The sequence below is a fragment of the Bradyrhizobium australafricanum genome, assembly GCF_020329495.1.
Classification (GTDB): domain Bacteria; phylum Pseudomonadota; class Alphaproteobacteria; order Rhizobiales; family Xanthobacteraceae; genus Bradyrhizobium; species Bradyrhizobium australafricanum.
In genome coordinates this window covers 26,305-52,439 of the sequence record NZ_JAGKJL010000041.1, presented here as the reverse complement: position 1 = coordinate 52,439, position 26,135 = coordinate 26,305, and the positions used below count along the sequence as shown (strand labels likewise).

The window sequence follows — 26,135 nt, the reverse complement described above, 5'->3', positions numbered from 1 at the left end:
GTCTGCGCGCTGTCATGCTTTCACGGTCGCCTGCTGGAGGACAGCGATCATGTCCTCGGGCTCGGGTCGGCGGGTATAGTCGGGGTTGACTTCGGAGTAGAGGATCACGCCGTCTCGTCCGATGACGTAGCGGGCCGGCATCGGCAGCGTCCAGCTCGGATCGTCGTTGAACGTCGGCAGATCGTTCTTCAGCTGCTTGTAGAGCTCGACCAGATAGTCGGGCAGGTGGAAGCGCAGTCCGAAGGCCTCGCCGACCTGACCCTTCACGTCGGACAGGATCGGGAAGGAGAGCTTGTTCTGGCGCACCGACTTGCGGCTGTTCGGCGCGGTCTGCGGCGACATCGCGACCAGCGCAGCGCCGTATCTATCGAATTCCGGCTTGGCCGCCTCGAGTGCCTGCAGCTCCATGTTGCAATATGGGCACCAGACGCCGCGGTAGAAGCTGAGCACCAGCGGGCCGCGCTTCAACAGATCGGTCGAGTTGACGATGTTGCCCTCGGGATCGCGGAGCGAGAAGGCGGGGGCGACATCGCCCGCCTTCCTGGCGCGCTGGGCGGCACCGGATGCGATCAGCTCCGCGGTGGCGCGGTGCATGATATCGATGACTGGTCGCGGAACGTTGTAGGGCGGCTTTCCGGCTTCGAAATCGGCCTTGAAAGCGTCGAGCCTGGCTTGCAGCGACATGACGGTTCTCCTTGGCTTCTGCGTGGTGGACGGCGGAGCCGTCCGGTTTGTTGAACTCACACGCAGGAAGCTAAAGGAGATGGCCACGTCGGGTAGCGCTGCCGTCCGACTAGCGCTTATTCCTGTCCAGAATAAGCATCGACCGCTTCAAGCGACCGATGACGCGTCATGCATTGAAGCCGCGCTCGAAGAAGCTCACGAATGCGCGTGCCTTGGCGGTCGCTGCACGTCCGGTCGGAAGCACGGCCCAGAGATCGAGGGCTGGGAGGCTCCATTCCCGCAGGACCGTGCGCACGATGCCCGATTTGAGCTCCGGGGTGAACATCCATTCCGATGCGATCGCGAGCCCGGCATCGGCGAGCACCGCAGCACGGACGCCTTCGGCTGCGGTCACCCGCAATCGGCTCCGCACGGTGACGGCCAATTCGGTACTTTCACGTTGAAAGGACCACACGCTACCCTCGCGAAGATAGACGACGGCCTGATGCCGGCTCAGTTCGCTTGGTGTCGACGGCGTGCCGGCGCGGTCGAAATAGGCAGGCGTGCCCAGCACGAAGCGCTGGCATCGCGCGATACGGCGCACGGTCAGCGTCGAATCCGTCATCTTGCCCATCCGAAGCGCGACATCGATGCCCTCCTGGACGAGGTCGATCTGGCGGTCATCGAGCACGACCTCGAGCTCCAGATCGGGATGCTGCGCGAGAAACCTCGGCAGCATCGGAATGAGATGGATGCGAGCGAAGGTGACGGCCGCGCAGACCCGCAATCGGCCCTTGAGGCCGGCCCCGGCGCCACGCGCCGCGAGTTCGGCTTCCGCAGCCTCTTCCAGCGCGCGCCGGGCACGCTCGAGATATCCAAGCCCCGCTTCCGTCGGCGTGAGGCCATGGGTCGAGCGGGTCAGCAGCTTGACCCCGAGAAACTCCTCGAGCTGCGCGACCGATTTCGAGACCGCCGGCTGGCCCACGCGAAGCTGCCGCGCTGCGCCGGAGAACGAGCCGGTCTCGACCACCCGCACGAATGTCTCCATCGCCGCCAGACGATCCATGCATATTCTCCGCGGGAATGAACGTGTCAGCCTATCCTGTCACGGTCTGGGGCGATTGGCCATGTCAGGACGTGTCCCGGGGCGGTGGAGGCAGCAGGCTAGGATTTGCGATGCCTTGCGTTGACCGCGATCGCGGCGGCGGCGGTGCGGTTCTCGACGCCGAGCTTGGCGTAGATCTGCTCGAGGTGCTTGTCGACGGTGCGCGGGCTGAGGCCGAGGATCTGCGCGATGTCGCGGTTGGTCTTGCCCTTGGAGAGCCAGGACAGCACCTCGCCCTCGCGGGTGGTCAGGCCGAGCTCGCTGGAGAACTCGGCCGGCATGTCGCCGCTGGTGTCCTTGGCCAGCCGCAGCAGGAATTCGTTGGGGCCGAGTTTGCCCATATATTGCAGCCGAAGCTGCTCGTTGCCGGGGAACGACGCCATGGTCGCGGTCTTCGATCCGGTCTTGCCTTTCTGCGCCTGTTCGAGCCATTGCGGCATCGGATCCGGCAGCACGAAATTGTCGGCGGCGTCGGCGAGCGTATCCGACAGCAGTCGCTGTGCCTGCGGCGTCGCCCACAGCAGCGCGCCGGCGCTGTTCACGGCGAGCAGATAGCGGCCGGAGACGTCGAGCGCCGCGCGGGCGCTTTGCGTCATCCGCGCATTGGCGAGATGGACCCGGATGCGCGCCAGCATCTCCTCGACCACGATCGGCTTCGTCACATAATCGACGCCGCCGGCCTCCAGCCCGCGCACGATGTGCTCGGTCTCGGCGAGCCCCGTCATGAAGATGATCGGCACGCCGTCGAGCCCGGCATCGCGCTTCAGCCGCTTGCAGGTCTCGAAACCGTCCATGCCGGGCATCACGGCATCCAGCAGCACGATATCGGGCGTGATCTGTTCGACGATGCGCATCGCGGAGGCCCCGTCAAGCGCGACCATCACGGTCATGCCGGCGCCGTCGAGCGCGTCGGTGAGCAGGCGCAACGTCTCGGGTGAGTCGTCGACGACGAGCGCGACGTCGCGCTTCTTCTGTTCAATGGTCATAGCTGTGCAATGTCTTCAACGTCGCCATATATTGATCGAGATCGAACCGGTCGATCAGCGTGCGCATCTGGCCGACGAAGTCGGCATGTTCGGGACACTCATTGCCGATCTCGTCGAGCTTGAGCTGGATCGCCCTGACATAGCCGAGCTGGCCAAGGCTGATCAGCTCTTCGACATATTTCACCGGCGGCCGCGAACCGCTCTCGGGCTTCCATTGCGGGGGCGGGGCCGGCTCGGCCTCATACTGCCACTCGATCTTGAGCAACTGGCGGATGGTCTCGAGCAGCCGCGGGATGTCGATCGGCTTCATCAGGTAGCCGTCATGGAATGGTTGCGCCAGCGGCGCGCCATGGGCCTCCAGCGCGCTCGCCGAGATCATCAGGATCCGTGCCTGGTGATGGCCTTCGGAGCGCAGGGTTTCGGCGACCGTCCAGCCGTCCATGCCCGCCATCGAGATGTCGAGCAGGAACAGGTCGGGGCGGCAATGCTGTGCGAGGGCAAGGCAGCCCGGTCCGTCCGGTGCGCTGAGCAGGATGAAGCTGAGCGGCGTCAGGATCTCGCGCAACAGGTCGCGATGGGTCGGGTCGTCGTCGGTGATCAGGATGGTCTTGCGCGGACCGTGATAGCCGTACACGGCAGCATCGACCGGCGCATCGCGCCGCGGATTGGTGACCTCCGACAGCAGCAGCTTGACGCGGAACGTGCTGCCGGTGCCGACCGTGCTCAAAACCTTGATGTCGCCGCCCATCACACCCGCGAGCAGGCGGCTGATGGTGAGGCCAAGCCCGGTGCCGGTCTGCGGCTGGCTGACACCGAGCGCGCCGCGCTCGAACGGCGCGAAGATCCGCTCGAGATCGTCGGGCTGGATCCCGGGTCCGGTATCGATCACCTCGAACTCTGCGACCGGGCTGCGGTAATGCACCACGAACTGCACCTGGCCGGATTGCGTGAACTTGATCGCATTCGACAGCAGGTTGATCAGGATCTGCCGCAGCCGCTTCTCGTCGGCATAGACGACGACGGGCAGCACGGCCGGCCGTTTGAACACGAAGTCGATGCCCTTTGCTGCGGCTTGCAGGCGGAACATGCCGACCAGCTGCTCGAGGAAATCGTTCAACCGCACTTCGTCGCGCGACAAATAGAGGCGGCCGGCCTCGATCTTGGAGATATCGAGGATGCCGTCGATCAGCCCCGACAGATGATCGGCGCTGCGGCGGACCACGCGCACTTGCTCGCGCGGCCGCACCTGCAGGCTATCGTCCTGCTCCAGCAATTGCGCGTAGCCGGAGATCGCATTCAGCGGCGAGCGAAGCTCGTGGCTGAGGCCCACGACGTACCGGCTCTTGGCGAGATTGGCCGATTCCGCGACCTCCTTGGCGCGCTGCAGTTCGGCATCGGTGCGTTTGTGGGCGTCGATCTCCTGGATCAGCAGCGTGGTCTGCCGCCGCGTTTCCGCTTCCGCGGCGCGCCGGCTCTGTTGCGCCAGCACGAACAGCCAGGCGACGACGCCGATGATCAGGGTCAGCGCAAAGAACACCTTCCAGAGCACGTCGGCCAGCAATTCGTTGGCATGCACGGCTGCCGTGGTCTGCAGGTAGATCAGGCCGAGCACCAACGCCACGAGGCCGGCCGAGACGGCGAACACGCCGAGATAATGCCCAAGCTGCGAGTTGATGCGGGCATAGATCGGCTGCGGCATCACCTTGCCCAGCGCGTCCGAGACCTGTGCGCCGATCCGGCCATGCGGCTTGCAGAGGTCATGGCAGCGTGCGTCGAGCGAGCAGCACAGTGAGCAGATCGGGCCGGCATAGGCGGGGCAGGAAGCCATGTCCTCGGGCTCGAACGCATGCTCGCAGATACAGCACTGGATCGATTCAATGTTCTGCCAGCTCCGCTTCGGCTTGCGCGCGATGTAGTACTTGCCGTCGGTGGCCCAGGCGATCAGGGGAGCCGTGACGAACGCGACCGCAAGCGCAACGAAGGCCGACAGCGCCTTCGCGGTCGGGCCGAACAGGCCGTAGAACGCGCTGATCGAGACCACGGTGGCGATCGTCATCGCGCCGACGCCGACCGGATTGATATCGCAGAGATGGGCGCGCTTGAACTCGATGTGCTGCGGACGCAGGCCGAGCGGCTTATTAACGACGAGATCGGCCACCAGCGCGCCGACCCAGGCGATCGCGACGTTGGAGTAGAGCGCAAGCGTCTGCTCCAGCGCCTTGTAGACGCCGATCTCCATCAGCAGCAGCGCGACGACGACATTGAACACCAGCCACACCACGCGGCCGGGATGCGAGTGGGTGAGGCGGGAGAAGAAGTTCGACCAGGCGATCGAGCCGGCATAGGCGTTGGTGACGTTGATCTTGACCTGCGACAGGATCACGAATGTCCCGGTCAGCGCCATTGCCAGATCCGGCTGCGACAGCACGTAGCGGAAGGCTTCGAGATACATGTTGGCCGGCTCGGCCGCGTGCTCGGCCGAGACGCCGTGGCTGAGCGCGAAGAAGGCGAGGAACGAGCCGGCCAGCAGCTTGAGCGCGCCGAGCACAATCCAGCCGGGACCGGCGCTCAGCAGCGCGATCCACCAGGCCTTGCGCGAGGTGCGGCGGTCGCGCGGCAGAAAGCGCAGGAAGTCGACCTGCTCGCCGATCTGCGCCACCAGCGCAAACACGACGGAGGCCGCGGTGCCGAACAGCAGCAGGTCGAGATTCCCTGCGGGATCGCCGTGATCGCCGGCGAATTTGCGCCATTCGGTGAAGGAATGCGGATTGGCCCAGGCGATCGCCGCGAACGGCATGATGTGGAGGACGATCCACAGCGGCTGGGTCCAGAGCTGGAAGCGGCTGATCAGCGTGATGCCGTAGATGACCAGCGGAATGATCACGACTGCGCTGATCAAATAGCCGATCGGCCGCGGGATGCCGAAGCACATGTCGAGCGCGCTGGCCAGGATCACGGCCTCGATCGCGAAGAAGATGAAGGTGAAGGAGGCGTAGATCAGCGAGGTGATGGTCGAGCCGATATAGCCGAAGCCGGCGCCGCGGGTCAGCAGATCGATGTCGATGCCGCTTTTCGCGGCATGGTAGGCGATCGGCAGCCCGCAGAGGAAGATGATGACGCTGACGACCAGGATCGCGGCGGAGGCATTCATCGCGCCATAGTTCAGCGTGATGGTGCCGCCGATCGCCTCAAGCGCGAGGAAGGAGATCGCGCCGAGCGCGGTGTTGGCGACGCGGGCGGCGGACCAGCGCCGCGCGCTCTTGGCGGTAAAGCGCAGCGCGTAGTCTTCCAGCGTCTGGTTGGCGACCCATTGATTGTACTGGCGCCTGACGCGGTCTATCCGCTGCCGCCCTGCCACTCGTTTGAACTCCTGGTCCACGATGCGCTGATCGCGGGCAAATCCCGTACCAAAAACCTACGTCGCTATTTTGCGGTGCAGTATACGCGATCTCACGTATCAGTGCGCTGCACAAAAGTGAGCAATCCTCGCCTGATCAATAAGCGTTCTCGAACCAGATGGGGTGCTCATGTCAGACGAACCAAAACCAGGCCTGAAGTCTCCGCTCCGGCGCAAGCTCTTGATGGGAATGGCGGCATTGCCGGCCGTTTCGATGCTGGGCCGTCCGGCATTTGCCGACGTCCCTGCAACCTCTGCGGTCAACACCACGGGTCTTGCAGTCACCGATAGCGAAGTCACGGTCGGCATCCTGCACTCCGTGACCGGCACCATGGCGATCTCCGAGACCGGGTCGGTCGAGGCCGAGAAGCTCGCGATCGAGCAGATCAATGCCGCCGGCGGCGTGCTCGGCCGCAAGATCAAGTTCATCCAGGAAGACGGCGCCAGCGACTGGCCGACCTTCGCGGAAAAGGCCAAGAAGCTGCTGGTCAACGACAAATGCGCGGCCGTAATGGGCTGCTGGACCTCGGCCTCGCGCAAGGCGGTGCTGCCGGTGTTCGAGCAGTACAACGGCATGCTGTACTACCCGACCTTCTATGAAGGCCTCGAGCAGTCCAAGAACGTGATCTACACCGGGCAGGAGGCGACCCAGCAGATCATCGCCGGTCTCGACTGGGTCAACAAGACCAAGGGCGCCAAGAGCTTCTACCTGCTCGGCTCGGACTACATCTGGCCGCGCACCTCGAACAAGATCGCGCGCAAGCACATCGAGAACCATCTGCAGGGCTGCAAGGTGGTCGGCGAGGAATACTTCCCGCTCGGCTCGACCCAGTTCAACTCGGTCATCAACAAGATCAAGCTGACCAAGCCCGACGTGATCTACGCGATCATCGTCGGCGGCTCGAACGTCGCATTCTACAAGCAGCTCAAGGCGGCCGGCATCGACCTGTCCAAGCAGACGCTGCTTACGATCTCGGTGACTGAAGACGAGATCGATGGTATCGGCGGCGAGAACATCGCCGGCGCCTATGCCTGCATGAAGTACTTCCAGTCGCTCGACAATCCGAACAACAAGGCCTTCGTGCCCGCATTCAAGAAGATGTGGGGCGAGAAGACGGTGATCGGCGACGTCACCCAGGCTGCCTATCTCGGTCCATGGCTGTGGAAGTTGACGGTTGAGAAGGCCGGCTCCTTCGACATCGACAAGGTGGCGGCCGCATCGCCCGGCGTCGAGTTCAAGGGCGCGCCGGAAGGTTACGTCCGGATCCACGAGAACCATCACCTCTGGTCGAAGACCCGCGTCGGACGCGCCAAGGCCGATGGCCAGTATGAGCTGATCTACGAGACCGCCGATCTCGTCGAGCCGGATCCGTTCCCCAAGGGCTACCAGTGAGCCAGTAGCCCGCATGAGCCAACGGGTCGCGCGAACGCGCGCCCGATGACAGGCTCAGCGATATGCGGGACCGTCCCGGGTATCGCACCTTCTCACCCGGGCTACGAAGCTCCACAACGCATCGCGGCGTAGACGTCATCGTCCACGCCACGGAACGAGCGTCGCTTGACCGGCGGCGCGTGCCCCTTGGAATGACGGAGGACCAGATGTTCGGCGACTATTCGATCAGCGATCTCGGCGCCATCCTCGCGATGCAGGGATTTGCCGGGCTCATCCTGTTCTCCGTCTATGTGCTGATGGCGCTGGGGCTTGCCATCATCTTCGGCCAGATGGGCGTCATCAACATGGCCCATGGCGAGTTCATGATCCTGGGGGCGTACGTCACCTGGATGACGTCGAACGCCGTGCAGCACGTCGCGCCCTGGCTGTTCCCCGGTTACTTCTTCATCGCAATGATCCTCGCGTTCATTGCGTCAGGCGCGCTCGGCATGCTGGTCGAGTGGGCGCTGATACGCCATCTCTACAAGCGTCCGCTCGACACGCTGCTGGCGACCTGGGGCCTCAGCCTGATCCTGCAGCAGGCCTATCGTTCGGTCTTCGGCGCGCGCGAGGTCGGCGTCGAACTGCCGGAATGGATGATGGGCTCCTGGCAGGCGACCGATTCCATCCAGATTCCGATCAACGGCATGTTCGTGATGGCGCTGACCATCCTGATCACGATCGCGGTCGCCTATGTGCTGTTCTGGTCAAGCTGGGGCAAGCAGGTACGCGCCGTGGTGCAGAACCGCGTGATGGCGGGCGCCGTCGGCATCAATACCGAGAAGGTCGATCGTTACACCTTTGGCCTCGGCTGCGGCATCGCCGGGATCGCCGGCTCGGCCTTCACCATGATCGGCTCGACCGGGCCGACCGCCGGCCAGCTTTACATCGTCGACACCTTCCTGGTGGTCGTGTTCGGCGGCGCCGCCTCGCTGTTCGGCACCATCGCCTCCGCCTTCTCGATCTCGCAGACCCAATCGACGCTGGAATTCTTCCTGTCGGGATCGATGGCCAAGGTGATCACGCTGCTGACGATCGTCGCGATCCTGATGGTGCGTCCGCAGGGGCTCTTCGCGCTCAAGGTCCGCAAATAAGAACAAGCAGGCTGGTCATGATCATCAACTCGCGCTTTTTCAATCGCTCCGAACTGCTCGGCTTCCTTGCGCTCGCGGTGCTGCTGTTTCTCATCCTGCCGCTGTCGCTCGATATCTTCCGCCTCAACCTGGTCGCCAAATATCTGACCTACGCCTTCGTCGGGATCGGCCTCGTGCTGTGCTGGGGCTATGGCGGCATCCTGAGCCTGGGGCAGGGCGTGTTCTTCGGCCTCGGCGGCTACTGCATGGCGATGTACCTGAAGCTCGAGGCGTCCACGGTCGCGAACACCAAGATCCAGTCGACGCCGGGCATTCCCGATTTCATGGATTGGAACCAGCTCACCTCGCTGCCTTTCTTCTGGAAGCCGTTTCACAGCTTCCCGGTCACGCTGCTGGCGATCTTGCTGGTTCCCGCGGTCTTCGCGCTGATCATCGGTGCCGCGATGTTCAAACGTCGGGTCGGCGGCGTGTACTTTGCCATCATCACGCAAGCGATCGCCGCGATCCTCACTATTCTGATTGTCGGGCAGCAAGGCTATACCGGCGGCATCAACGGCATTACCGACTTGCGCACGCTGCACGGCTGGGACATCCGCACCGATCACGCCAAGTTCATTCTGTATTTCGTCGAGGTTGTGCTGCTGTTCGGTTGCATCTGCGCCGCGCAGTACATCCGCCTGACAAAACTCGGGCGCATCCTGGTGGCAATGCGGGAGCAGGAGGATCGCGTGCGCTTCTCCGGTTACAGCGTCGCCAACTTCAAGATCTTCGCGTTCTGCGCCGCGGCGGTGTTCGCTGCGATCGGCGGCGCCATGTTCACGCTCGAGGTCGGCTTCATGTCGCCATCCTTCGTCGGCATCGTGCCGTCGATCGAGATGGTGATCTACACCGCGGTCGGCGGCCGGATGTCGATCTTCGGCGCAGTCTGGGGCGCGCTGCTGGTCAATTTCGCCAAGACCAGCCTCTCGGAGTCCTTCCCGCAGCTCTGGCTGTTTGGCCTCGGCGCGCTGTTCATCGCGGTCGTGCTCGCTTTCCCGAACGGGCTGTCCGGCATCTGGGCGGACCACGTCCAGCCGCGCATCGATCGCCTGCTGGCATCGCGCAAATCGAAATCGGCGGCCGGCCTGATCGCCGACGGCGCACCGGCCGAGTGAGGAGGGATCATCATGCTCGTCGGCCATCAGCCCAAGGACTTCCTGCTCGCGGTCTCCGGTCTCACTGTGTCGTTCGACGGCTTCAAGGCCGTGAACGATCTCTCCTTCTATGTCGAGGAGAACGAGATCCGCGTCATCATCGGCCCGAACGGCGCCGGCAAGACCACGGTGCTCGACCTGATCTGCGGCAAGACCAGGGCGACGTCAGGCTCGATCCAGTTCCGCGGCCAGGAGCTGACCAGGTTGCGCGAGAACGAGATCGTGCAAGCCGGGGTGGGGCGCAAGTTCCAGACGCCGTCGGTGTTCGAGGATCTCACCGTGTTCGAGAACCTCGAGATTTCCTTCCCGCGCGGCCGCACCGTGTTCGGCTCGCTGACCTTCCAGCGCGACGACACCGTCAGGCAGCGGGTCGAGGAGGTCGCCGAGATGATCTTCCTGAAGGATCGCCTCAACACGTTTGCCGACCAGCTGAGCCACGGCCAGAAGCAATGGCTCGAGATCGGCATGCTGCTGATCCAGGATCCGGACCTCTTGATGCTCGACGAGCCGGTCGCCGGCATGAGCGTGTCCGAGCGCGCCAAGACAGCCGAGCTGCTCAACCGCATCATCAAGGACCGTTCGGTGCTGGTGATCGAGCACGACATGAAGTTCGTCGAGGACATCGCGCACAAGGTCACGGTGCTGCACCAGGGACAGATCCTGTCCGAGGGGACGATGGAGCACGTCAAGAACGATCCGAAAGTCATCGAAGTGTATTTGGGCCACTGAGGAACTGGGACGATGCTGGCAATCAATGATCTTCACGTCGCCTACGGCCAGAGCGAGGTGCTGCACGGCCTCAACGTCTCGGTGGCACCCAACGAGATCGTCGCGATCATGGGCCGCAACGGCATGGGCAAGACCACGTTGATGAAGTCGCTGATGGGCATCCTGCCGGCCAAGAGCGGCAAGGTGACCATGGACGGCACCGAGCTCGGTGCGATGAAGAGCTACGAGCGGGTGGCGAAGGGTCTCGCCTACGTGCCGCAGGGCCGCATGATCTTCTCAACCATGACCGTCAAGGAGAACATCGAGACCGGGCTCGTGGTGTCAGGCGGCTCCGAGGTGCCGGGCGATATCTACGAACTGTTTCCGGTGCTGCTCGAGATGAAGGGCCGCCGCGGCGGCAATCTCTCGGGTGGACAGCAGCAGCAGCTCGCGATCGCCCGCGCGCTGGCGACCAAGCCGAAGGTGCTGCTGCTGGACGAGCCGACCGAAGGCATCCAGCCGTCGATCATCAAGGATATGGCGCGCACCCTGAAGCGGATCCGCGACGAGCGCGGGCTGTCGATCGTGGTCTCCGAACAGGTCCTGAGCTTCGCGCTCGACATCGCCGACCGCGTGCTCGTTATCGAGAACGGGGAGATCGTCCGCGACGATCCACGCGCCAGCGTCGATGCCGCGCAGATTTCCAAGTACTTGTCCGTCTAACTATCAGTAACCCAAGGGGAGCAATGCGATGCCAGATACACTGATCAAGGTCGACCTCAGCAAATCGGCCTATGAAAACGACAAGATCCACAATCGCTGGCATCCCGAGGTTCCGATCGTCGAGTGGGTCAGTCCCGGCGACGACTTCATCATCGAGACCGTCGACTGGACCGGCGGCTTCATCAAGAACAACGATTCAGCCGACGACGTGCGCGATATCGATCTGTCGATCGTGCACTTCCTGTCCGGCCCGATCGGCGTCAAGGGCGCCGAGCCCGGCGATCTCCTCGTCGTCGACCTGCTCGACGTTGGTCCGTTGAAGGAGAGTCTGTGGGGCTTCAATGGCTTCTTCTCCAAGCAGAATGGCGGCGGCTTCCTCACCGACCATTTCCCGCTGGCACAGAAGTCGATCTGGGACATCAAGGGCCTCTACACCTCGTCGCGGCACATTCCCGGCGTCAACTTCGCCGGCCTGATCCATCCCGGCCTGATCGGCTGTCTGCCCGATGCCAAGATGCTGGCGGCCTGGAACAAGCGCGAAGCCGAGCTGATCGCGACCAACCCGACCCGCGTGCCGGGCCTTGCCAACCCGCCGTTCGCGCCCACCGCGCATGCCGGCCAGGCCAAGGGCGACGTCAAAGCCAAGATCGGCCTCGAGGGCGCCCGCACCGTGCCGCCGCGCGAGCATGGCGGCAATTGCGACATCAAGGATTTGTCGCGCGGCTCGAAGATCTACTTCCCGGTCTATGTGCCGGGCGGCGGCCTCTCGATGGGCGATCTGCATTTCAGCCAGGGTGACGGCGAGATCACCTTCTGCGGCGCGATCGAAATGGCCGGCTGGCTGCACATCAAGGTCGACCTCATCAAGGACGGCGTTTCGAAATACGGCATCAAGAACCCCGTGTTCAAGCCGTCGCCGATCACGCCGAACTACAAGGACTATCTGATCTTCGAGGGCATCTCGGTCGACGAGGCCGGCAAGCAGCACTATCTCGACGTCCACATCGCCTATCGCCAGGCCTGCTTGAACGCGATCGAATATCTGAAGAAGTTCGGCTATTCCGGCGCCCAGGCCTATTCGATCCTCGGCACCGCGCCGTGCCAGGGTCACATCTCCGGCGTCGTCGACGTGCCGAATGCCTGCGCCACGTTGTGGCTGCCGACGGAGATCTTCGACTTCGACGTCATGCCGTCGTCGGCGGGACCGATCAGGCACATCAAGGGCGACGTGCAGATGCCGATCTCGCCGGACAAGTGATCCTTTAGGTGATCCCTGCGCGAAGGGTGCGGGACGGCTGCGTATTGGCCGCCCCGCATCCATCGCCGGACTTCACACGACTGCGCAAGGATTAAGGAAATGCCGATCTACGAATATCTCTGCAACGACTGCGGCCCGTTCACCGACATGCGGCCGATGGCGGAATGCGACCTGCCGCAGGACTGCCCGCAATGCGAGACGACGTCGCCACGCGTGATCCTGACTGCGCCGGCGTTCTTCTGCATGCCCTCCGACAAGCGCAAGGCGCACGCCACCAATGAGCAGAGCCGGCACGCGCCGAAGACGCTCGATCAATATAAGGCCGCGCACGGCCCGGGCTGCGGCTGCTGCTCGACGGGAAGGAAGAAGCCGGCACGGCTGATGACCAAGACCAAGAGCGGCGCCAAGGGGTTTCCCACCGCGCGTCCCTGGATGATCAGCCACTGACAGCGCAGCCAATCGTCGGCTTTCCTCAACTGGCGCTGCTTCGTCATGGCCGGGCTTGTCCCGGCCATCCACGTCTTTCTTGTCCGATTGAAGCAAAGACGTGGATGCCCGGCACAAGGCCTGGCATGACGGAGAAACAGGCTCTCAGGCCTGTTCGGCGACCTTCAGGGCCTCCGTGCGGATCTCTTCCACCAGCCGCTCCTTCAGGGCGACGAATTCGGGCGTGGTCTTGATCTTGTAGGACCGGGGATGCGGCAGGTCGACCGCGATCTCGGCCTTGATGCGGCCGGGCCGCGCGCTCATGACGATGACGCGGCCGCCGAGGAAGATCGCTTCCTCGATGTCATGCGTGACGAACAGCACCGTCTTCTGGTCGCGCTCCCAGATCCCGAGCAGCATCTCTTGCATCAGCGCGCGCGTCTGGTTGTCGAGCGCGCCGAACGGCTCGTCGAGCAGCAGGATCTTTGGATCGTTGGCCAGCGCGCGGGCGATCGCGGTGCGCTGCTGCATGCCGCCCGACAGCTGCTTGGGCCAGTGGTTTTCGAAGCCCGACAGCCCGACCCGCCGGATGAAAGCGTCGGCGATCTTGTGGCGTTCTTCTTGCGCAACGCCGCGCTCGCGCAGGCCGAAGGCGATGTTCTCCCGCACCGTCAGCCAGGGGAACAGAGTGTAGGACTGGAACACCATGCCACGGTCGGCGCCGGGGCCGGTGACCTCGCGCCCGTCGAGCGTGACCCGTCCGCTGGTCGGCCGGTCGAGCCCGGCGATGATCCGGAGCAGGGTGGATTTCCCGCATCCGGAGGGGCCGAGGATGGTGACGAAGTCGTTGTCGCCGACGTCGAGCGTGGTCGGCTCAAGCGCTCTCGTCGGCGCGTTGCCGGCACGAGCGGGGAAGGTTCGCGAGACCTGATCGATCCTGAGCGCGGTCATGCGAGCTTCCAGGGGAACAGCCAGGCGTTGAAGGCCTTGAACAGGAAATCGGAGATCAGGCCGATCAGCCCGATCACGATGATGCCGAAGATGATCTGGCCGGTGTTGAGCAGCGCCTGGCTGTCGGTGATCATGTGCCCGATGCCGGATGACGAGCCGATCAGCTCGGCTACGATGACGTAGGTCCAGGCCCAGCCCAGCACCAGCCGGAGGATTTCAGCGATCTCGGGCGCAGCGGAGGGCAGCAGCACGCGGCGGATGATGCCGCGGTCGCGGGCGCCGAGCGTATAGGCGGCCTCCACCAGGTCGCGCCTTGTGGCACCGACGGTGACGGCCACCATCAGGATGATCTGAAACACCGCGCCGATGAAGATCACAAGCAGCTTCTGCAACTCACCGATGCCCGCCCACAGGATCAGCAGCGGGATGAAGGCGGATGCCGGCAGGTAGCGCGCAAAGGACACAAACGGCTCGAGAAAGGCCTCGATTGGCTTGTAGGCTCCCATCAAAACGCCGAGCGGCACCGCGATGACGGCAGCAAGCACAAACCCGCCGATCACGCGCCAGATCGTCATCCCGATGTCGAACAGAAAGCCCTGCTTGGCGAGCAGCTCATAGCCTTCCTGCACCATGGTGAGCGGGTTGGCGAGGAAGGTCTTCGACACGTGGCCGCCGAACGTTGCCCAGGACCAGAGGGCGACGAACAGCACGAAGAAGGCGAGGCCATAGGCCACGCGCTGCTTCGATGTCGTGGGCTCGAGAGGACGCATCAGATGATCCGGGCGTAGCTTATGCGCCGGTCCCGCCCGCTGTGTCGCGATGCGGGACCGGTGGAAAGGGTTGCTGCGTTACTTGATGAAGCTGGCGTCGTAGATGTCCTCGACCTTCGGCGCGGCCTTGATGATGCCGACCTCGAGCAGCAACTCAGCGGCGTCCTTGTTAAAGGTGAGGAAGTCGCCGGCGAAGAATTTCTGGTTGGCGGCCTTGTCCTGCCAGCGCAGGTACTTTGCCGAGTTGCCGAACTGCTCGCCGGTCTGCTTCACGTCAGCGCCCATGATCTCGTAGGACTTGGCCTGGTCCTTGGCGATCATGTCGAGCGCCTCGAAATAGCTGTTGGCCAGCGCCTGCGCAGCTTTCGGATTGTCGGTCAGGAATTTCGGCGTGCAGCCGAAGGTATCCATCACGATCGGGTAGTCGAGCGTGGTCGCGATGATCTTGCCCTTGTCGGGAGCGGCGCGCACGGTCGACAGATAGGGTTCGTAGGTCATCGCGGCATCGTTCTGGCCGGAGACGAAGGCCTGCGCCGCGGCGGCGGGCTCCAGATTCACCACGGTGACGTCCTTCACCGTGAGGCCGTTCTTCTTCAGCATCCAGGCCAGCGCGAAATAGGGCGAGGTACCCGGCGCCGATGCCGCGACGGTCTTGCCCTTGAGGTCCTTGATCGCGGCGACGTCGTTGCGCACGGCCATGCCGTCGGCACCATAGCTCTTGTCGAGCTGGAAGATCTGCTTGGTCGCGACGCCGTTGGCGTTCCAGGAGATCCAAGTCTCGACCGTGGTGGCCGCGCACTGGATGTCGCCCGACGCAATCGCGAGATGGCGGTCCTTTTGCGGAATCTTCTTCAAGGTCACGTCGAGGCCGTTCTTCTTGAAGATGCCGGCCTTCTTGGCGAGCGTCAGCGGCGCGAAGCCGGTCCAACCGGAGATGCCGACGCCGACCTTGACGTCATCCGCAAACGCGCCCGTGGACGCGAGCAAGACTGCGATTGCGGGCAATAGCTTGAAGGAACGCATGATTGTCGACCCCTTGAACGATGGATTGAACCCAGTTGATGTCTTCACGTCAGTCGCGGCGGATTGCCGCATGAAGCATGTCGGCGGACGATGGCCGATGATGCATTGCATGAAATATGCCGCGCAAGGTGTCCTCAGCCTCCCTTGAAGCGAGCGACCAGGCGATGCGTCTCGCCTGGATAATGCAGCCGCACCGCCGTCACCGTGCGTGCGCTGCGCCAGGTGTAGCGGTCGATCACGAGGCACGGCGCGCCGACCGCGATGTCGAGCGCCTTCGCCGTGCGATCGTCCGCAACGATCGCGCTGATCGTATGCTCGGCTTCGGTCCACGGCACGTGGTGCAGCAGCCATGATCCCGGCGGTTCGCGGGCGAAGTCCGCGGTGGCAGCTTCCGGAACCGTGGAGAGATCGATCAGCCTGTCCTCGACGGCGAACGGCACGTTGTCGGCGCTGTGCCGGCAGGCGATCGCAACCACCTTGCCGGCCGTGCTGACGCCGAGCCGGGCGCGATCGGCCGATGTCGCGGTACGCCGCCGGCATTCGATCAGCTGATAGCCGTAGCTGCGGCCGAGCGCGGTGATCTCGGCGCGGATGTCGGCGATCTTGAGCACCGCCGACAGATGCTGCGGACGGCGCACGAAGGTGCCGGCACGGCGCCGCCGCTCTATCAGGTCGGCCTGCGCCAGTTCCGACAACGCCTTGTTCACCGTCATGCGCGAGCAGCGATAGCGCGCCATCAGCTGGTGCTCGAACGGGATGCGATGCCCGGGCGGCCATTCGCCGGTCAGGATCCGGGTCTCGATATCGAGCCTGATCCGCTTGTAGAGCGTCGGCTTGCCGGCCGCGGCAGGGCGGTCCCGATCGGAGGCAAGACTCATGCGACGAGCCTCCGGACGCTCGCATTGAACCGCTCGCGCGCCTTGTCGCGCTGCCGGTGCCGTCCGCCCGCGACCACCTTGTCGCCGGCGGCCCAGACGCAATCGATCGCGTCGCTGCCGGTTGCAAACAGCCAGCCGTCGAGAACCGCGTCGCCCGACCGTCCCGCGAGGGACGGATGCGCGGTGTCGAGGCTGACGATGTCGGCGCGCGCGCCGGGCGCAAGCCCGGCCTTGGTCTGTGCCAGAGCCTGCGCGCCGCCAGCGAGCGCCTGGTCGAACAGGGCGCGGCCGGTGGATGTGCCGGGACGCCCCGAGAGCACATTGCGCTCGCGGTGTTTCAGCCGCTGACCGTATTCGAGCTGGCGCAGCTCGTCGGCGACGCCGACCAGCACATTGGAATCGGTGCCGATGCCGAACCGGCCGCCCGCGGCGAGGAATTCGCGCGCCGAGAAGATGCCGTCGCCGAGACTTGCTTCGGTGACGGGGCAAAGGCCGGCAACCGCGCCGCTGCCGGCGAGTGCATTGACTTCCTGCTCCGTCATGTGGGTCGCGTGAATGAGGCACCAGCGTCGATCGACGGGCGCATGTTCGAGCAGCCATTGCACCGGCCGCTGTCCTGACCAGGCAAGGCAATCCTCCACCTCGCGCACCTGTTCGGCGGCGTGGATGTGGATCGGGTCCGCCCCGGCAAGCGGGATGATCGCCGCCAGCTCATCCGGCGCCACGGCGCGCAGGCTATGCGGAGCGATGCCGATGTTGGCGCCGGGAAGTTTTCGGATTGCCTCGCGCGAGGCGGCCATCAGCGCGGCGAACTGATCGACCGAGCAGATGAAGCGACGTTGCCCGGCATGCGGTGCGGCGCCGCCGAACGTGCTGTGAGCATAGAAACTCGGCAGCAGCGTGAGCCCGATGCCGGAGGCGCTGGCGGCCTCTGCGATGCGCACGGCCATCTCGGCGAGATTGGCGTAGGGCGCGCCGTCCCAATCATGATGCAGATAGTGAAACTCGCCGACACGGGTAAAGCCGCGCTCGAGCATCTCGACATAGAGCAATGTGGCGACGGCTGTGACGTCGTCCGGCGTCATGGTCAGCGCGAAGCGATACATCGTCTCACGCCAGGTCCAGAACGTATCGGTCGTGTTGCCGCGCAGTTCGGCAAGGCCGGCCATGCCGCGCTGAAACGCGTGGCTGTGCAGGCTCGCCAATCCCGGAACCGCCATTTGGTGACGTTCGTCGCCGGCGCCAGGCGCAACGCCCGCCGTCACCGAGGTGATCGCGCCATCGACAACGACGACCTGCACGTCATTGGCCCAGCCCGAAGGCAGCAGCGCGAATGCGAAATGCAGTCGTGTCATTTTTTCACGCCGGCTGGACAGAACCCGGACACGATTATATGTCTAGACATATAAGTCAAGCATCCCACCTTGAGGGGACGATCGCATGGCAGAGCGCTTCGACCGTATCTGGCACAACGCCCGGCTCGCCACGATGCGCAGCGACCGCACTGATCTCGGTGAGATCGAGCGAGGCCTGATCGCGGCGCGCGACGGCCGCATCGTCTATGCCGGCGTGCAGTCGGATTTTCCTGTGGATGCCGACGCCGTTGAACGGACCGATTGCGCCGGCCGCTGGATCACGCCCGGGCTGGTCGATTGCCACACCCATCTCGTCTTCGGCGGCAACCGCGCGCACGAGTTCGAGCTGCGCCTGAAGGGCGCGAGCTATGAGGAGATCGCGCGCGCCGGCGGCGGCATCGTCTCGACCGTTGCGGCGACGCGCAAGGCGACCGAGGCGGAGCTCGTCGCCGGCGCGCTGCCGCGGCTCGACGCGCTGATCGGCGAGGGCGCAACCACGGTCGAGATCAAGTCCGGCTATGGCCTCAATACCGAGACCGAGATGCGGCAGCTTGCGGCGGCACGCAGCCTTGCCCGCATGCGGCAGGTTGCGATCCGCACGTCGTTCCTCGGAGCGCATGCGCTGCCGCTGGAGGCCATCGGCGACAAGGACGGTTACATCGATCTGGTCTGCAACGAGATGCTGCCGGCCGTGGCCAAGGCCGGCCTCGCCGATGCCGTCGACGGCTTCATGGAGGGGATCGCGTTTTCCGGAGAGCAGACGGCACGGGTGTTCGAGGCGGCGCGTGCGCTCGGACTGCCGGTCAAGCTGCATGCGGATCAGCTGTCCAATCTCGGCGGCGCGGCGCTGGCCGCGAAATTCTCGGCGCTCTCGGCCGATCATCTCGAGCACACCGACGAAGCCGGCGCGGTGGCGATGGCGAAGGCCGGCACCGTCGCGGTCCTGCTGCCCGGCGCGTTCTATTTCATTTGTGAAACGCACAAGCCGCCGGTCGAGCTGTTCCGTAGCCACGGTGTGAACATGGCGCTGGCGACCGATTGCAATCCTGGCAGCTCGCCGCTCACCTCGCTCCTGCTGACGATGAACATGGGCGCAACGCTGTTCCGGATGACGGTCGCCGAATGCCTCACGGGGGTGACGCGGGAAGGCGCGCGTGCGCTGGGCATGCTCGCCGAGACCGGCACGCTCGAGGCCGGCAAGTGGTGCGATCTGGCGATCTGGGACATTGAGCGTCCGGCCGAACTGGTCTACCGCATCGGCTTCAACCCGCTGCACAGCCGGGTGTGGAGGGGGCAATGAACGATCGGGATTCGCCCGTCGTCGTAACGCCCGGAACCGTCGGCCTCGACGTCCTGGCGCGCGTGCTCGCCGGTGCGCCCATTGTGCTCGATCCATCGTGCTGGCCGCGCGTCGAGGCGGCCGCGGAGATCGTGGCGAAGGCGGCGCGCATCGACATTCCCGTCTACGGCATCAATACCGGCTTCGGGAAGCTGGCCTCGACGCGCATCGCGCCTGATCAAACCGCGCTGCTTCAGCGCAACCTCATCCTGTCGCATTGCTGCGGAGTCGGTCCGAACACGCCCGAGCCGATCGTGCGGCTGATGATGGCGTTGAAAGTGATTTCGCTCGGTCGCGGCGCATCCGGCGTGCGCCGCGAGGTGATCGAGCAGTTGCAGGGCATGCTGGCGCACGGCGTCACTCCGCTGGTGCCGCAGCAGGGCTCGGTCGGTGCCTCCGGCGATCTCGCGCCGCTCGCCCATATGACCGCGGTCATGATCGGGGAGGGGCAGGCATTCCTTGATGGCAGGATCGTGCCAGGCCGCGAAGCGCTTGCCGCTGCCGGCCTCGCGCCGTTGACGCTCGGCCCCAAGGAGGGGCTCGCGCTGATCAACGGCACGCAGTTTTCCACCGCCTATGCCATCTCTGGCCTGCTGCGTGCGCATCGTCTGGCGTGCGCCGCGCTGGTGACCGGCGCGCTGTCGGTCGATGCGGCGATGGCCTCCACGGTGCCGTTTCGTCCGGAGATCCAGTCCTTGCGTGGCCATGACGGGCAGATCGCCGCGGCTGCGGCGCTGACCGCGCTGCTCGACGGCAGCGACATCAGGCAATCGCATCTCGAAGGCGACGAGCGCGTGCAGGATCCATATTGCCTGCGCTGCCAGCCGCAGGTCGCGGGCGCCGTGCTCGACCTGCTGGCGCAGGCCGCGCGCGGGCTGACCATTGAGGCCAATGCCGTGACGGACAACCCGCTGGTGCTGGTCGAGACCGGCGAGATCGTGTCAGGCGGCAATTTCCACGCTGAACCGGTGGCGTTCGCCGCCGACCAGATTGCGCTGGCGCTTTCGGAGATCGGCGCGACCAGCGAGCGCCGGATCGCGACCCTTGTCGACCCCGCCTTGAACTTCGGCCTGCCACCGTTCCTGACGCCGGAGCCCGGCATCAACTCCGGATTCATGATCGCCGAGGTGACGGCGGCGGCGCTCTATGCCGAGAACAAGCAGCGTGCATTGCCGTGCTCGATCGACTCCACGCCGACCAGCGCCAATCAGGAGGATCACGTCTCGATGGCCGCCCATGCCGCGCGCCGGCTGTCGGACATGGCCGACAATCTCGCGGCTATCCTCGGCATCGAGCTGCTGGTCGCGGCGCAGGGCATCACGCTGCGCGCGCCGCATTCAACGAGCGCACCGCTCGCTGCGGTCATTGCCGCGCTCCGAGAGCAGGTTCCGGCGCTTGCCGCCGACCGCTACATGGCTGACGATCTCGCCAGGGCGGCCGCTCTGATCGAAGCCGACGCGCTGCCCGCCGCTGCGATCGCGGTGCTTCCGACCGATCCATTTCCAAGACTGACTTAGAAGACTTGCTTAGCAGGAACATCCGTCATGAACCGCCGACTGGATAACGAACGCATCATCCGTGCTCCCCGCGGCACCGACATCAGCGCCAAGAGCTGGCTGACGGAAGCACCGCTGCGCATGCTGATGAACAATCTGGACCCTGATGTCGCCGAGCGCCCGAGCGAGCTCGTGGTCTATGGCGGCATCGGCCGTGCGGCGCGCGACTGGGAGAGCTTTGATCGGATTGCGGCGTCCTTGCGCAAGCTCGAAGGCGACCAGACCCTGCTGGTGCAGTCCGGCAAGCCGGTCGGCATTTTCCGGACCCATGCCGACGCGCCGCGCGTGCTGATCGCGAACTCCAACCTGGTGCCGCATTGGGCAACGCTCGATCATTTCAACGAGCTCGACCGGCAGGGCCTGATGATGTTCGGCCAGATGACGGCAGGCTCCTGGATCTATATCGGCAGCCAGGGCATCGTGCAGGGGACCTACGAGACGTTCGTCGAGGTCGGCCGCCGGCACTATGGCGGCAGTCTCGCCGGCAAATGGATCCTGACGGCGGGCCTCGGCGGCATGGGCGGTGCCCAGCCGCTGGCCGCGACGATGGCCGGCGCCTCGATGCTCGCGGTCGAATGCCAGCCGAGCCGCATCGAGATGCGGCTCCGCACGGGTTATCTCGATCGCCAGGCGACGACGCTCGATGACGCGCTCGCGATCATTGCTGAGGCGGTCAAGAGCCAGAAGCCGGTGTCGGTCGGCCTGCTCGGCAATGCGGCCGAGATCTTTCCCGAGCTGGTGCGCCGCGGCGTGCGGCCTGACATCGTCACCGACCAGACCAGCGCGCATGATCCGATCAACGGCTATTTGCCGAAGGGATGGACGCTCGCAGATTGGGAAGCCAAACGCGCGGCCGATCCGAAGGCCGTTGAGACAGCGGCCAAGACCTCGATGGTCGATCACGTCCAGGCCATGCTGGATTTTCACGCGCAGGGAATTCCGACGCTCGATTACGGCAACAACATCCGCCAGATGGCCAAGGACATGGGCCTGAAGCAGGCGTTCGATTTCCCGGGATTCGTTCCGGCCTATATCCGTCCGCTGTTCTGCCGCGGCGTCGGACCGTTCCGCTGGGCGGCGCTGTCGGGCGATCCCGAGGACATCTTCAAGACCGATGCCAAGGTCAAGGAGCTGATGCCCAACGACAGCCACCTGCACAACTGGCTCGACATGGCCAAGGCGCGCATCAAGTTTCAGGGACTGCCGGCGCGAATTTGCTGGGTCGGGCTCGGCGACCGCCATCGGCTTGGCCTTGCCTTCAACGAGATGGTGGCGCGCGGCGAGCTCAAGGCGCCGATCGTGATCGGCCGCGATCATCTCGACAGCGGCTCGGTGGCGAGCCCGAACCGCGAGACCGAGGCGATGCGCGACGGCTCCGACGCGGTGTCCGACTGGCCGCTGCTCAATGCACTGCTCAACTGCGCGAGCGGCGCCACCTGGGTGTCGCTGCATCACGGCGGCGGCGTCGGCATCGGCTATTCGCAGCACGCCGGCATGGTGATCGTCGCTGACGGCACGCCGGAGGCGGCGCGCCGGCTCGAGCGTGTGCTATGGAACGACCCGGCGACAGGCGTGATGCGCCACGCCGACGCCGGCTATGACACGGCGGTTGAATGCGCGCGCGCCAACGGGCTCGATCTGCCCAGTCTGCGCTGATGGGACTTCCTCGATCGGGAGTTGCGGCATCTCCCGACCGGGGCGCAGGTTAACGAGCAATCCCGTTGCAGCTCTCAACCTTCCGGTTGATGGACGCGAGGTGACCGGCCGGACATGCCTTGATACGGGAAATCGGCGGTGCAGCTACCAGAGATAGGTGGTCCGTGGAGCGCTGCACCTGTGATCCGTCGCGGGTGACACATTAGTCTGCCTGCTTTCGCGTCAGCTTCGCTGACAGGATGAGCGGCCGGGGTCCTTGTCTCGCGGCAGATGGCATGCAATCTTCCGCAGCCGGCAATGCTGTTCGAGAGCAACAAGAACAATAATCCCTCTCGTCCCTCCAATTCTGTCGAGGGCCTGATCATGTCGAACCTTACCCAGACGACATCCGCTCCGTGGCGGATAGGAGTGCTGTTCTCGCGAACCGGCTTCATGTCGGTCATCGAGGAGACCCAGTATCAGGGCACGCAACTCGCGATCGAAGAGGTGAATGAAGCGGGCGGCGTCTGCGGCCGCGAGCTGGTTCCCGTTGCCTATGACCCCGGATCGGACTCGGCCGCCTATGGCCATTACGCCAAGCGGCTGATGATCGAGGATCAGGTCAGCACGATCTTCGGCTGCTACACCTCGTCGAGCCGCAAGGCGGTGCTGCCGGTAGTCGAACGGCTGAACGGCCTGCTCTGGTATCCGACGCTTTACGAAGGGTTCGAGGCGTCGCCCAACGTCATCTACACCGGCGCCTCGCCGAACCAGAACAGCCTCGCGCTGTGCCGCTATTTGATGGATACGTTCGGAACGCGGTTCTATTTCGTGGGGTCGGACTACATCTATCCGCGCGAGTCCAACCGGGTGATGCGGGAGCTGCTCAAGAGCAACGGCGGCTCGGTCGTTGGCGAGCGCTATGTCAATGTTTACGCGCGCTGGCAGGATTTTGTGCCGATCATCCAGGATATCAAGCGTGTCAGGCCCGACGTGATCTTCTCGACCGTCGTCGGCGAGGGCACGGTGTTCCTCTATCAGGCTTATGCCAATGTCGGGCTCGATCCAAAGCAGGTGCCGATCGCCAGCCTGACCACGACGGAAGCGGAAATCGCCGCCATGGGCTTCGACGTCGGCGAGGGACACGTCACGGCCGCATCGTATTTCCAGGGCGTCGAGGGCAGCGCCAACAATGCGTTTGTGCAGCGCTTCAAGAAGCGGTTCGGCGCCGATATCTCAACCAACATGTGCGCCGAAGCATCCTATTTCCAGCTGCATCTGTTCGCGAAGGCGCTCGAGCAGGTCAATTCACTCGACACCGAAGTTCTCCGCTCGATGGTGTTCGGCACCAGCTTTGATGCACCGCAAGGTGCCGTCACCGTCAACCCGATGTCGGGTCATACCGACCTCTGGACCCGCATCGGGCGCGCCAACCGCCAGGGGCAGTTCGATGTCGTCAGCCAGTCGAAGGAACCGGTGCATGCGGATCCGTTCCTGATCGGATATGGTCGTGCAACGCAAACAGGAAGCGTCCAATGAACGAAATGTCGCGTAAGCCGTCGCTGAGCCGAGACGTCGGCGGACGCAAGACCATGGTTCAGGAACTTGCCGATCTGTCGGCAGTGGTGGTCGCGCCGGTCGACGATCAGGTCGGCATATTGCTGCGCGAGTTGCAGCGGTTCCGGATGCGGGTGCGGCAGGTCTGGCCGATGCCCGAGAGCGTGCCGGCCGATGCGGACGTGGTGTACTGCGAATATTCCCCTGACCTCGCGCGGCGCCTGCCATGGATTCCCGGCGATGCACGCTCGGCGCTGGTTGTGATCCTGCCGGCGACGGAAACCGTTCACGCCGATGCGCTGTGTCATGCGACGCCGAACGCCGTGCTGCCACGGCCTTTCACGCAGAATGCCGTGCTGTCCAGCCTCGTGCTGGCGCGCAGTCAATTTGGTTATGAACGGCGGCTTCGCAGCAAGATAGAGAAGCTCGATGACAATCTGCGCTCGATGCGCACGGTGGAGCGCGCCAAGGCGATCCTGATGGCGACGCGGCAGATGCCGGAAACCGAAGCCTATGGCTTCATCAGACGACAGGCGATGGATCGTCGCGTGTCGGCAAGTGCAGTCGCCGCGGCGATTGTTGACTCGTTCGAACTGCTTGGCTACGATCATCAACAGTAAGCCCCAATAGCGGGGCCGGCGGCGACAGCGCCGCCTTCGACACAACCGGCAACAAAGCCCTCCCAATGCTCGCGTAAGCGCGCATCGGGAGGGCTTTTTGTTTTTCAGTCCTGAAGGGAGCTAGGGATGAGCATTTCACGGCGGACTTTGCTGAGGAATACCGCGGCGCTTGGCGCGTTTGCCGGCGCCGGACTGCCGCACATCTGGATCAAGAACGCCGACCTCGCTTACGCCGCCGGCGGCGAGATCAAGGTCGGCGTGCTGTTCTCGCTGACGGGAACGACCGCGATCATCGAGGAATCGCTCAACAAGGCGACGTTGCTCGCCATCGAGGAGATCAACGCCGCAGGCGGCATCAAGGGCAGCAAGATCGTGCCGATCGTCGAGGATCCCGCGTCCGATCCGGCGACGTTCTCGGAGAAGGCCCGCAAGCTCGTCGTCGGCGACAAATGCGTCAGTGTGTTCGGCTCCTACACCTCGGCAAGCCGCAAGGCGGTGCTCCCGGTGTTCGAGCGGCAGAACAATCTCTATTGGTATCCGACGCTCTATGAAGGCCGCGAGTGCTCGAAGAACGTCATCTACACCGGCGCGGTGCCGAACCAGCAGCAGGACGAGTTCGTGCCCTGGCTGGTCAAGAAGTTCGGCAAGAAGTTCTACCTGATCGGCTCCAACTACATCTATCCGAAGGAAGAGAACAACTACTGCAAGAAGCTGCTTGAGAAACTCGGCGGCGAGGTCGTGGCGGAAGAATATGTGCCGCTCGGCCATTCCGAATTCTCTTCCGTCATCAACAAGATCCGCTCGACGCAGCCGAACGTGATCTTTTCTACCGTGGTCGGCGATTCCGTGGTCGCGCTGCATCGTCAGTACAAGGCGGCCGGCCTCGATCCCGAGAAGATGCCGATGGCGAGCCTGACGACGTCAGAGAACGAGGTCGCGGCGATGGGCGGAGAGGCCGCCGCCGGTCACTTCACCTCGGCGCCGTACTTCATGGTGCACAAGTCGCCGGAGAACGAGAAGTTCGTCGAGGCCTACAAGAAGCGTTGGGGCGCCGACAAGGTGACGCATTTCGTGTCGGAGGCCTGCTACTTCCAGACCTACCTGTTCAAGCAGGCGGTCGAGAAGCTCGCGACCAGCGATCTCACACCGCCGAACATACGCGACACGGTCAAGGGCCAGGAAGTGATTGCACCGCAGGGCAAGGTCCGGATCGAGTCGGAAAACCTGCACACCTGGCTGTGGCCCAAGATCGCGCAGGCGAAGTCGAACGGACAGTTCGAGATTCTCGTCGAGGCCAAGGAGTGGCTGAAGCCGGTGCCTTACGCGGCCTATCCCGGACAGTCATGCACCGAGAAGGGCCTGGTCGAGAAGAGCTGACGACGGGGGCTGACGAAGGCCGTCGGCGTGCGGCGCCGGCGGCCAGCGTCCCGAAACGAATGCTGCCTCTCGCACGAACGGGTGCGAGG

At 64.4% G+C, this 26,135-nt stretch carries 22 protein-coding genes; 13 read left to right on the top strand and 9 right to left on the bottom strand.

The window, feature by feature from the left end; genetic code table 11:
* Nucleotides 1-12: 12 nt before the first annotated feature.
* The 4 genes from J6525_RS30345 to J6525_RS30330 form a co-directional block, all read right to left on the bottom strand.
* Nucleotides 13-684, bottom strand: a complete 672-nt coding sequence (locus J6525_RS30345) for a peroxiredoxin-like family protein (protein WP_092079975.1) — start codon at nt 682-684, stop codon at nt 13-15.
* 166 nt (nt 685-850) lie between these two features.
* Nucleotides 851-1,729, bottom strand: coding sequence for a LysR family transcriptional regulator (locus J6525_RS30340; protein ID WP_225647422.1), 879 nt, complete (start codon nt 1,727-1,729; stop codon nt 851-853).
* 98 nt (nt 1,730-1,827) lie between these two features.
* Entirely contained in the window at nt 1,828-2,754 is a 927-nt protein-coding gene (locus J6525_RS30335; protein ID WP_092079980.1) for a response regulator, read from the bottom strand.
* Nucleotides 2,744-6,112: a hybrid sensor histidine kinase/response regulator gene (locus tag J6525_RS30330; protein WP_225647421.1), complete on the bottom strand. Its 3,369-nt coding sequence runs from the start codon at nt 6,110-6,112 to the stop codon at nt 2,744-2,746. The genes J6525_RS30335 and J6525_RS30330 overlap by 11 nt, the downstream gene beginning before the upstream one ends.
* A gap of 169 nt (nt 6,113-6,281) precedes the next feature.
* Between J6525_RS30330 and urtA the strand changes: the two genes are divergently transcribed.
* The 7 genes from urtA (at nt 6,282) to J6525_RS30295 (ending at nt 13,006) form a co-directional block, all read left to right on the top strand.
* On the top strand, nt 6,282-7,544 hold the full coding sequence (gene urtA / locus J6525_RS30325; RefSeq protein ID WP_057015907.1) for an urea ABC transporter substrate-binding protein: 1,263 nt from the start codon (nt 6,282-6,284) through the stop codon (nt 7,542-7,544).
* 206 nt (nt 7,545-7,750) lie between these two features.
* A complete protein-coding gene (gene urtB, locus J6525_RS30320; protein ID WP_076833517.1) occupies nt 7,751-8,677 on the top strand; it encodes an urea ABC transporter permease subunit UrtB in 927 nt (308 codons plus the stop codon).
* Nucleotides 8,678-8,694: 17 nt separating this feature from the next.
* Nucleotides 8,695-9,831 carry an urea ABC transporter permease subunit UrtC gene (urtC, locus tag J6525_RS30315; protein ID WP_225647420.1) on the top strand — a complete coding sequence of 379 codons (1,137 nt, stop codon included), beginning with the start codon at nt 8,695-8,697 and terminating at the stop codon, nt 9,829-9,831.
* Nucleotides 9,832-9,843: 12 nt separating this feature from the next.
* Nucleotides 9,844-10,599, top strand: a complete 756-nt coding sequence (gene urtD, locus J6525_RS30310) for an urea ABC transporter ATP-binding protein UrtD (RefSeq protein ID WP_225647419.1) — start codon at nt 9,844-9,846, stop codon at nt 10,597-10,599.
* A gap of 12 nt (nt 10,600-10,611) precedes the next feature.
* Nucleotides 10,612-11,301, top strand: coding sequence for an urea ABC transporter ATP-binding subunit UrtE (gene urtE / locus J6525_RS30305; protein WP_050400072.1), 690 nt, complete (start codon nt 10,612-10,614; stop codon nt 11,299-11,301).
* 28 nt (nt 11,302-11,329) lie between these two features.
* Nucleotides 11,330-12,559 carry a formamidase gene (gene fmdA / locus J6525_RS30300; RefSeq protein ID WP_225647418.1) on the top strand — a complete coding sequence of 410 codons (1,230 nt, stop codon included), beginning with the start codon at nt 11,330-11,332 and terminating at the stop codon, nt 12,557-12,559.
* 99 nt (nt 12,560-12,658) lie between these two features.
* A complete protein-coding gene (locus J6525_RS30295; RefSeq protein WP_057015943.1) occupies nt 12,659-13,006 on the top strand; it encodes an FmdB family zinc ribbon protein in 348 nt (115 codons plus the stop codon).
* A 144-nt stretch (nt 13,007-13,150) separates the two neighbouring features.
* Here the strand turns inward: J6525_RS30295 and J6525_RS30290 are convergent, their stop codons facing one another.
* From J6525_RS30290 to J6525_RS30270, 5 genes are all read right to left on the bottom strand, one after another.
* Nucleotides 13,151-13,936, bottom strand: a complete 786-nt coding sequence (locus tag J6525_RS30290) for an ABC transporter ATP-binding protein (protein ID WP_225647417.1) — start codon at nt 13,934-13,936, stop codon at nt 13,151-13,153.
* Nucleotides 13,933-14,706 carry an ABC transporter permease gene (locus J6525_RS30285; RefSeq protein WP_018270830.1) on the bottom strand — a complete coding sequence of 258 codons (774 nt, stop codon included), beginning with the start codon at nt 14,704-14,706 and terminating at the stop codon, nt 13,933-13,935. Before J6525_RS30285 ends, J6525_RS30290 begins: the two co-directional genes overlap by 4 nt.
* A 78-nt stretch (nt 14,707-14,784) precedes the next feature.
* Complete coding sequence (locus J6525_RS30280; RefSeq protein ID WP_225647415.1) at nt 14,785-15,729, bottom strand: ABC transporter substrate-binding protein; 945 nt, start codon at nt 15,727-15,729, stop codon at nt 14,785-14,787.
* A gap of 134 nt (nt 15,730-15,863) precedes the next feature.
* Nucleotides 15,864-16,607 carry a histidine utilization transcriptional repressor HutC gene (gene hutC, locus J6525_RS30275; protein WP_225647414.1) on the bottom strand — a complete coding sequence of 248 codons (744 nt, stop codon included), beginning with the start codon at nt 16,605-16,607 and terminating at the stop codon, nt 15,864-15,866.
* Nucleotides 16,604-17,962 (bottom strand): formimidoylglutamate deiminase, encoded by a 1,359-nt coding sequence (locus J6525_RS30270; protein ID WP_225647413.1) that lies wholly within the window; start codon nt 17,960-17,962, stop codon nt 16,604-16,606. Before J6525_RS30270 ends, hutC begins: the two co-directional genes overlap by 4 nt.
* 85 nt (nt 17,963-18,047) lie before the next feature.
* On the opposite strand from J6525_RS30270, the gene hutI reads away from it, so the two are divergent.
* The 6 genes from hutI (at nt 18,048) to J6525_RS30240 (ending at nt 26,046) form a co-directional block, all read left to right on the top strand.
* Nucleotides 18,048-19,262: an imidazolonepropionase gene (hutI, locus tag J6525_RS30265; RefSeq protein WP_225647412.1), complete on the top strand. Its 1,215-nt coding sequence runs from the start codon at nt 18,048-18,050 to the stop codon at nt 19,260-19,262.
* On the top strand, nt 19,259-20,818 hold the full coding sequence (gene hutH / locus J6525_RS30260; RefSeq protein ID WP_225647411.1) for a histidine ammonia-lyase: 1,560 nt from the start codon (nt 19,259-19,261) through the stop codon (nt 20,816-20,818). Before hutI ends, hutH begins: the two co-directional genes overlap by 4 nt.
* 27 nt (nt 20,819-20,845) lie before the next feature.
* Complete coding sequence (hutU, locus tag J6525_RS30255) at nt 20,846-22,513, top strand: urocanate hydratase (RefSeq protein WP_225647410.1); 1,668 nt, start codon at nt 20,846-20,848, stop codon at nt 22,511-22,513.
* Between the two features lie 363 nt (nt 22,514-22,876).
* Nucleotides 22,877-24,031 (top strand): transporter substrate-binding domain-containing protein, encoded by a 1,155-nt coding sequence (locus J6525_RS30250; protein WP_028331424.1) that lies wholly within the window; start codon nt 22,877-22,879, stop codon nt 24,029-24,031.
* 83 nt (nt 24,032-24,114) lie between these two features.
* Entirely contained in the window at nt 24,115-24,669 is a 555-nt protein-coding gene (locus J6525_RS30245; RefSeq protein ID WP_225647409.1) for an ANTAR domain-containing response regulator, read from the top strand.
* Between the two features lie 126 nt (nt 24,670-24,795).
* The gene (locus tag J6525_RS30240) at nt 24,796-26,046 is read left to right on the top strand and encodes a transporter substrate-binding domain-containing protein (RefSeq protein WP_225647408.1); all 1,251 of its coding nucleotides are present in this window, start codon (nt 24,796-24,798) and stop codon (nt 26,044-26,046) included.
* Nucleotides 26,047-26,135: the final 89 nt, after the last annotated feature.

What these genes read in the sequence shown, in the direction of transcription:
- urtA (WP_057015907.1), top strand. Translation starts at nt 6,282, where the DNA reads ATGTCAGACGAACCAAAACCAGGCCTGAAGTCTCCGCTCCGGCGCAAG.
- J6525_RS30290 (WP_225647417.1), bottom strand. Translation starts at nt 13,936, where the DNA reads ATGACCGCGCTCAGGATCGATCAGGTCTCGCGAACCTTCCCCGCTCGT.
- J6525_RS30285 (WP_018270830.1), bottom strand. Translation starts at nt 14,706, where the DNA reads ATGCGTCCTCTCGAGCCCACGACATCGAAGCAGCGCGTGGCCTATGGC.
- hutC (WP_225647414.1), bottom strand. Translation starts at nt 16,607, where the DNA reads ATGAGTCTTGCCTCCGATCGGGACCGCCCTGCCGCGGCCGGCAAGCCG.
- urtD (WP_225647419.1), top strand. Translation starts at nt 9,844, where the DNA reads ATGCTCGTCGGCCATCAGCCCAAGGACTTCCTGCTCGCGGTCTCCGGT.
- J6525_RS30340 (WP_225647422.1), bottom strand. Translation starts at nt 1,729, where the DNA reads ATGGATCGTCTGGCGGCGATGGAGACATTCGTGCGGGTGGTCGAGACC.
- fmdA (WP_225647418.1), top strand. Translation starts at nt 11,330, where the DNA reads ATGCCAGATACACTGATCAAGGTCGACCTCAGCAAATCGGCCTATGAA.
- J6525_RS30250 (WP_028331424.1), top strand. Translation starts at nt 22,877, where the DNA reads ATGTCGAACCTTACCCAGACGACATCCGCTCCGTGGCGGATAGGAGTG.
- hutH (WP_225647411.1), top strand. Translation starts at nt 19,259, where the DNA reads ATGAACGATCGGGATTCGCCCGTCGTCGTAACGCCCGGAACCGTCGGC.
- urtE (WP_050400072.1), top strand. Translation starts at nt 10,612, where the DNA reads ATGCTGGCAATCAATGATCTTCACGTCGCCTACGGCCAGAGCGAGGTG.
- urtC (WP_225647420.1), top strand. Translation starts at nt 8,695, where the DNA reads ATGATCATCAACTCGCGCTTTTTCAATCGCTCCGAACTGCTCGGCTTC.
- J6525_RS30280 (WP_225647415.1), bottom strand. Translation starts at nt 15,729, where the DNA reads ATGCGTTCCTTCAAGCTATTGCCCGCAATCGCAGTCTTGCTCGCGTCC.
- J6525_RS30240 (WP_225647408.1), top strand. Translation starts at nt 24,796, where the DNA reads ATGAGCATTTCACGGCGGACTTTGCTGAGGAATACCGCGGCGCTTGGC.
- hutI (WP_225647412.1), top strand. Translation starts at nt 18,048, where the DNA reads ATGGCAGAGCGCTTCGACCGTATCTGGCACAACGCCCGGCTCGCCACG.
- J6525_RS30270 (WP_225647413.1), bottom strand. Translation starts at nt 17,962, where the DNA reads ATGACACGACTGCATTTCGCATTCGCGCTGCTGCCTTCGGGCTGGGCC.
- urtB (WP_076833517.1), top strand. Translation starts at nt 7,751, where the DNA reads ATGTTCGGCGACTATTCGATCAGCGATCTCGGCGCCATCCTCGCGATG.
- J6525_RS30345 (WP_092079975.1), bottom strand. Translation starts at nt 684, where the DNA reads ATGTCGCTGCAAGCCAGGCTCGACGCTTTCAAGGCCGATTTCGAAGCC.
- J6525_RS30295 (WP_057015943.1), top strand. Translation starts at nt 12,659, where the DNA reads ATGCCGATCTACGAATATCTCTGCAACGACTGCGGCCCGTTCACCGAC.
- J6525_RS30335 (WP_092079980.1), bottom strand. Translation starts at nt 2,754, where the DNA reads ATGACCATTGAACAGAAGAAGCGCGACGTCGCGCTCGTCGTCGACGAC.
- hutU (WP_225647410.1), top strand. Translation starts at nt 20,846, where the DNA reads ATGAACCGCCGACTGGATAACGAACGCATCATCCGTGCTCCCCGCGGC.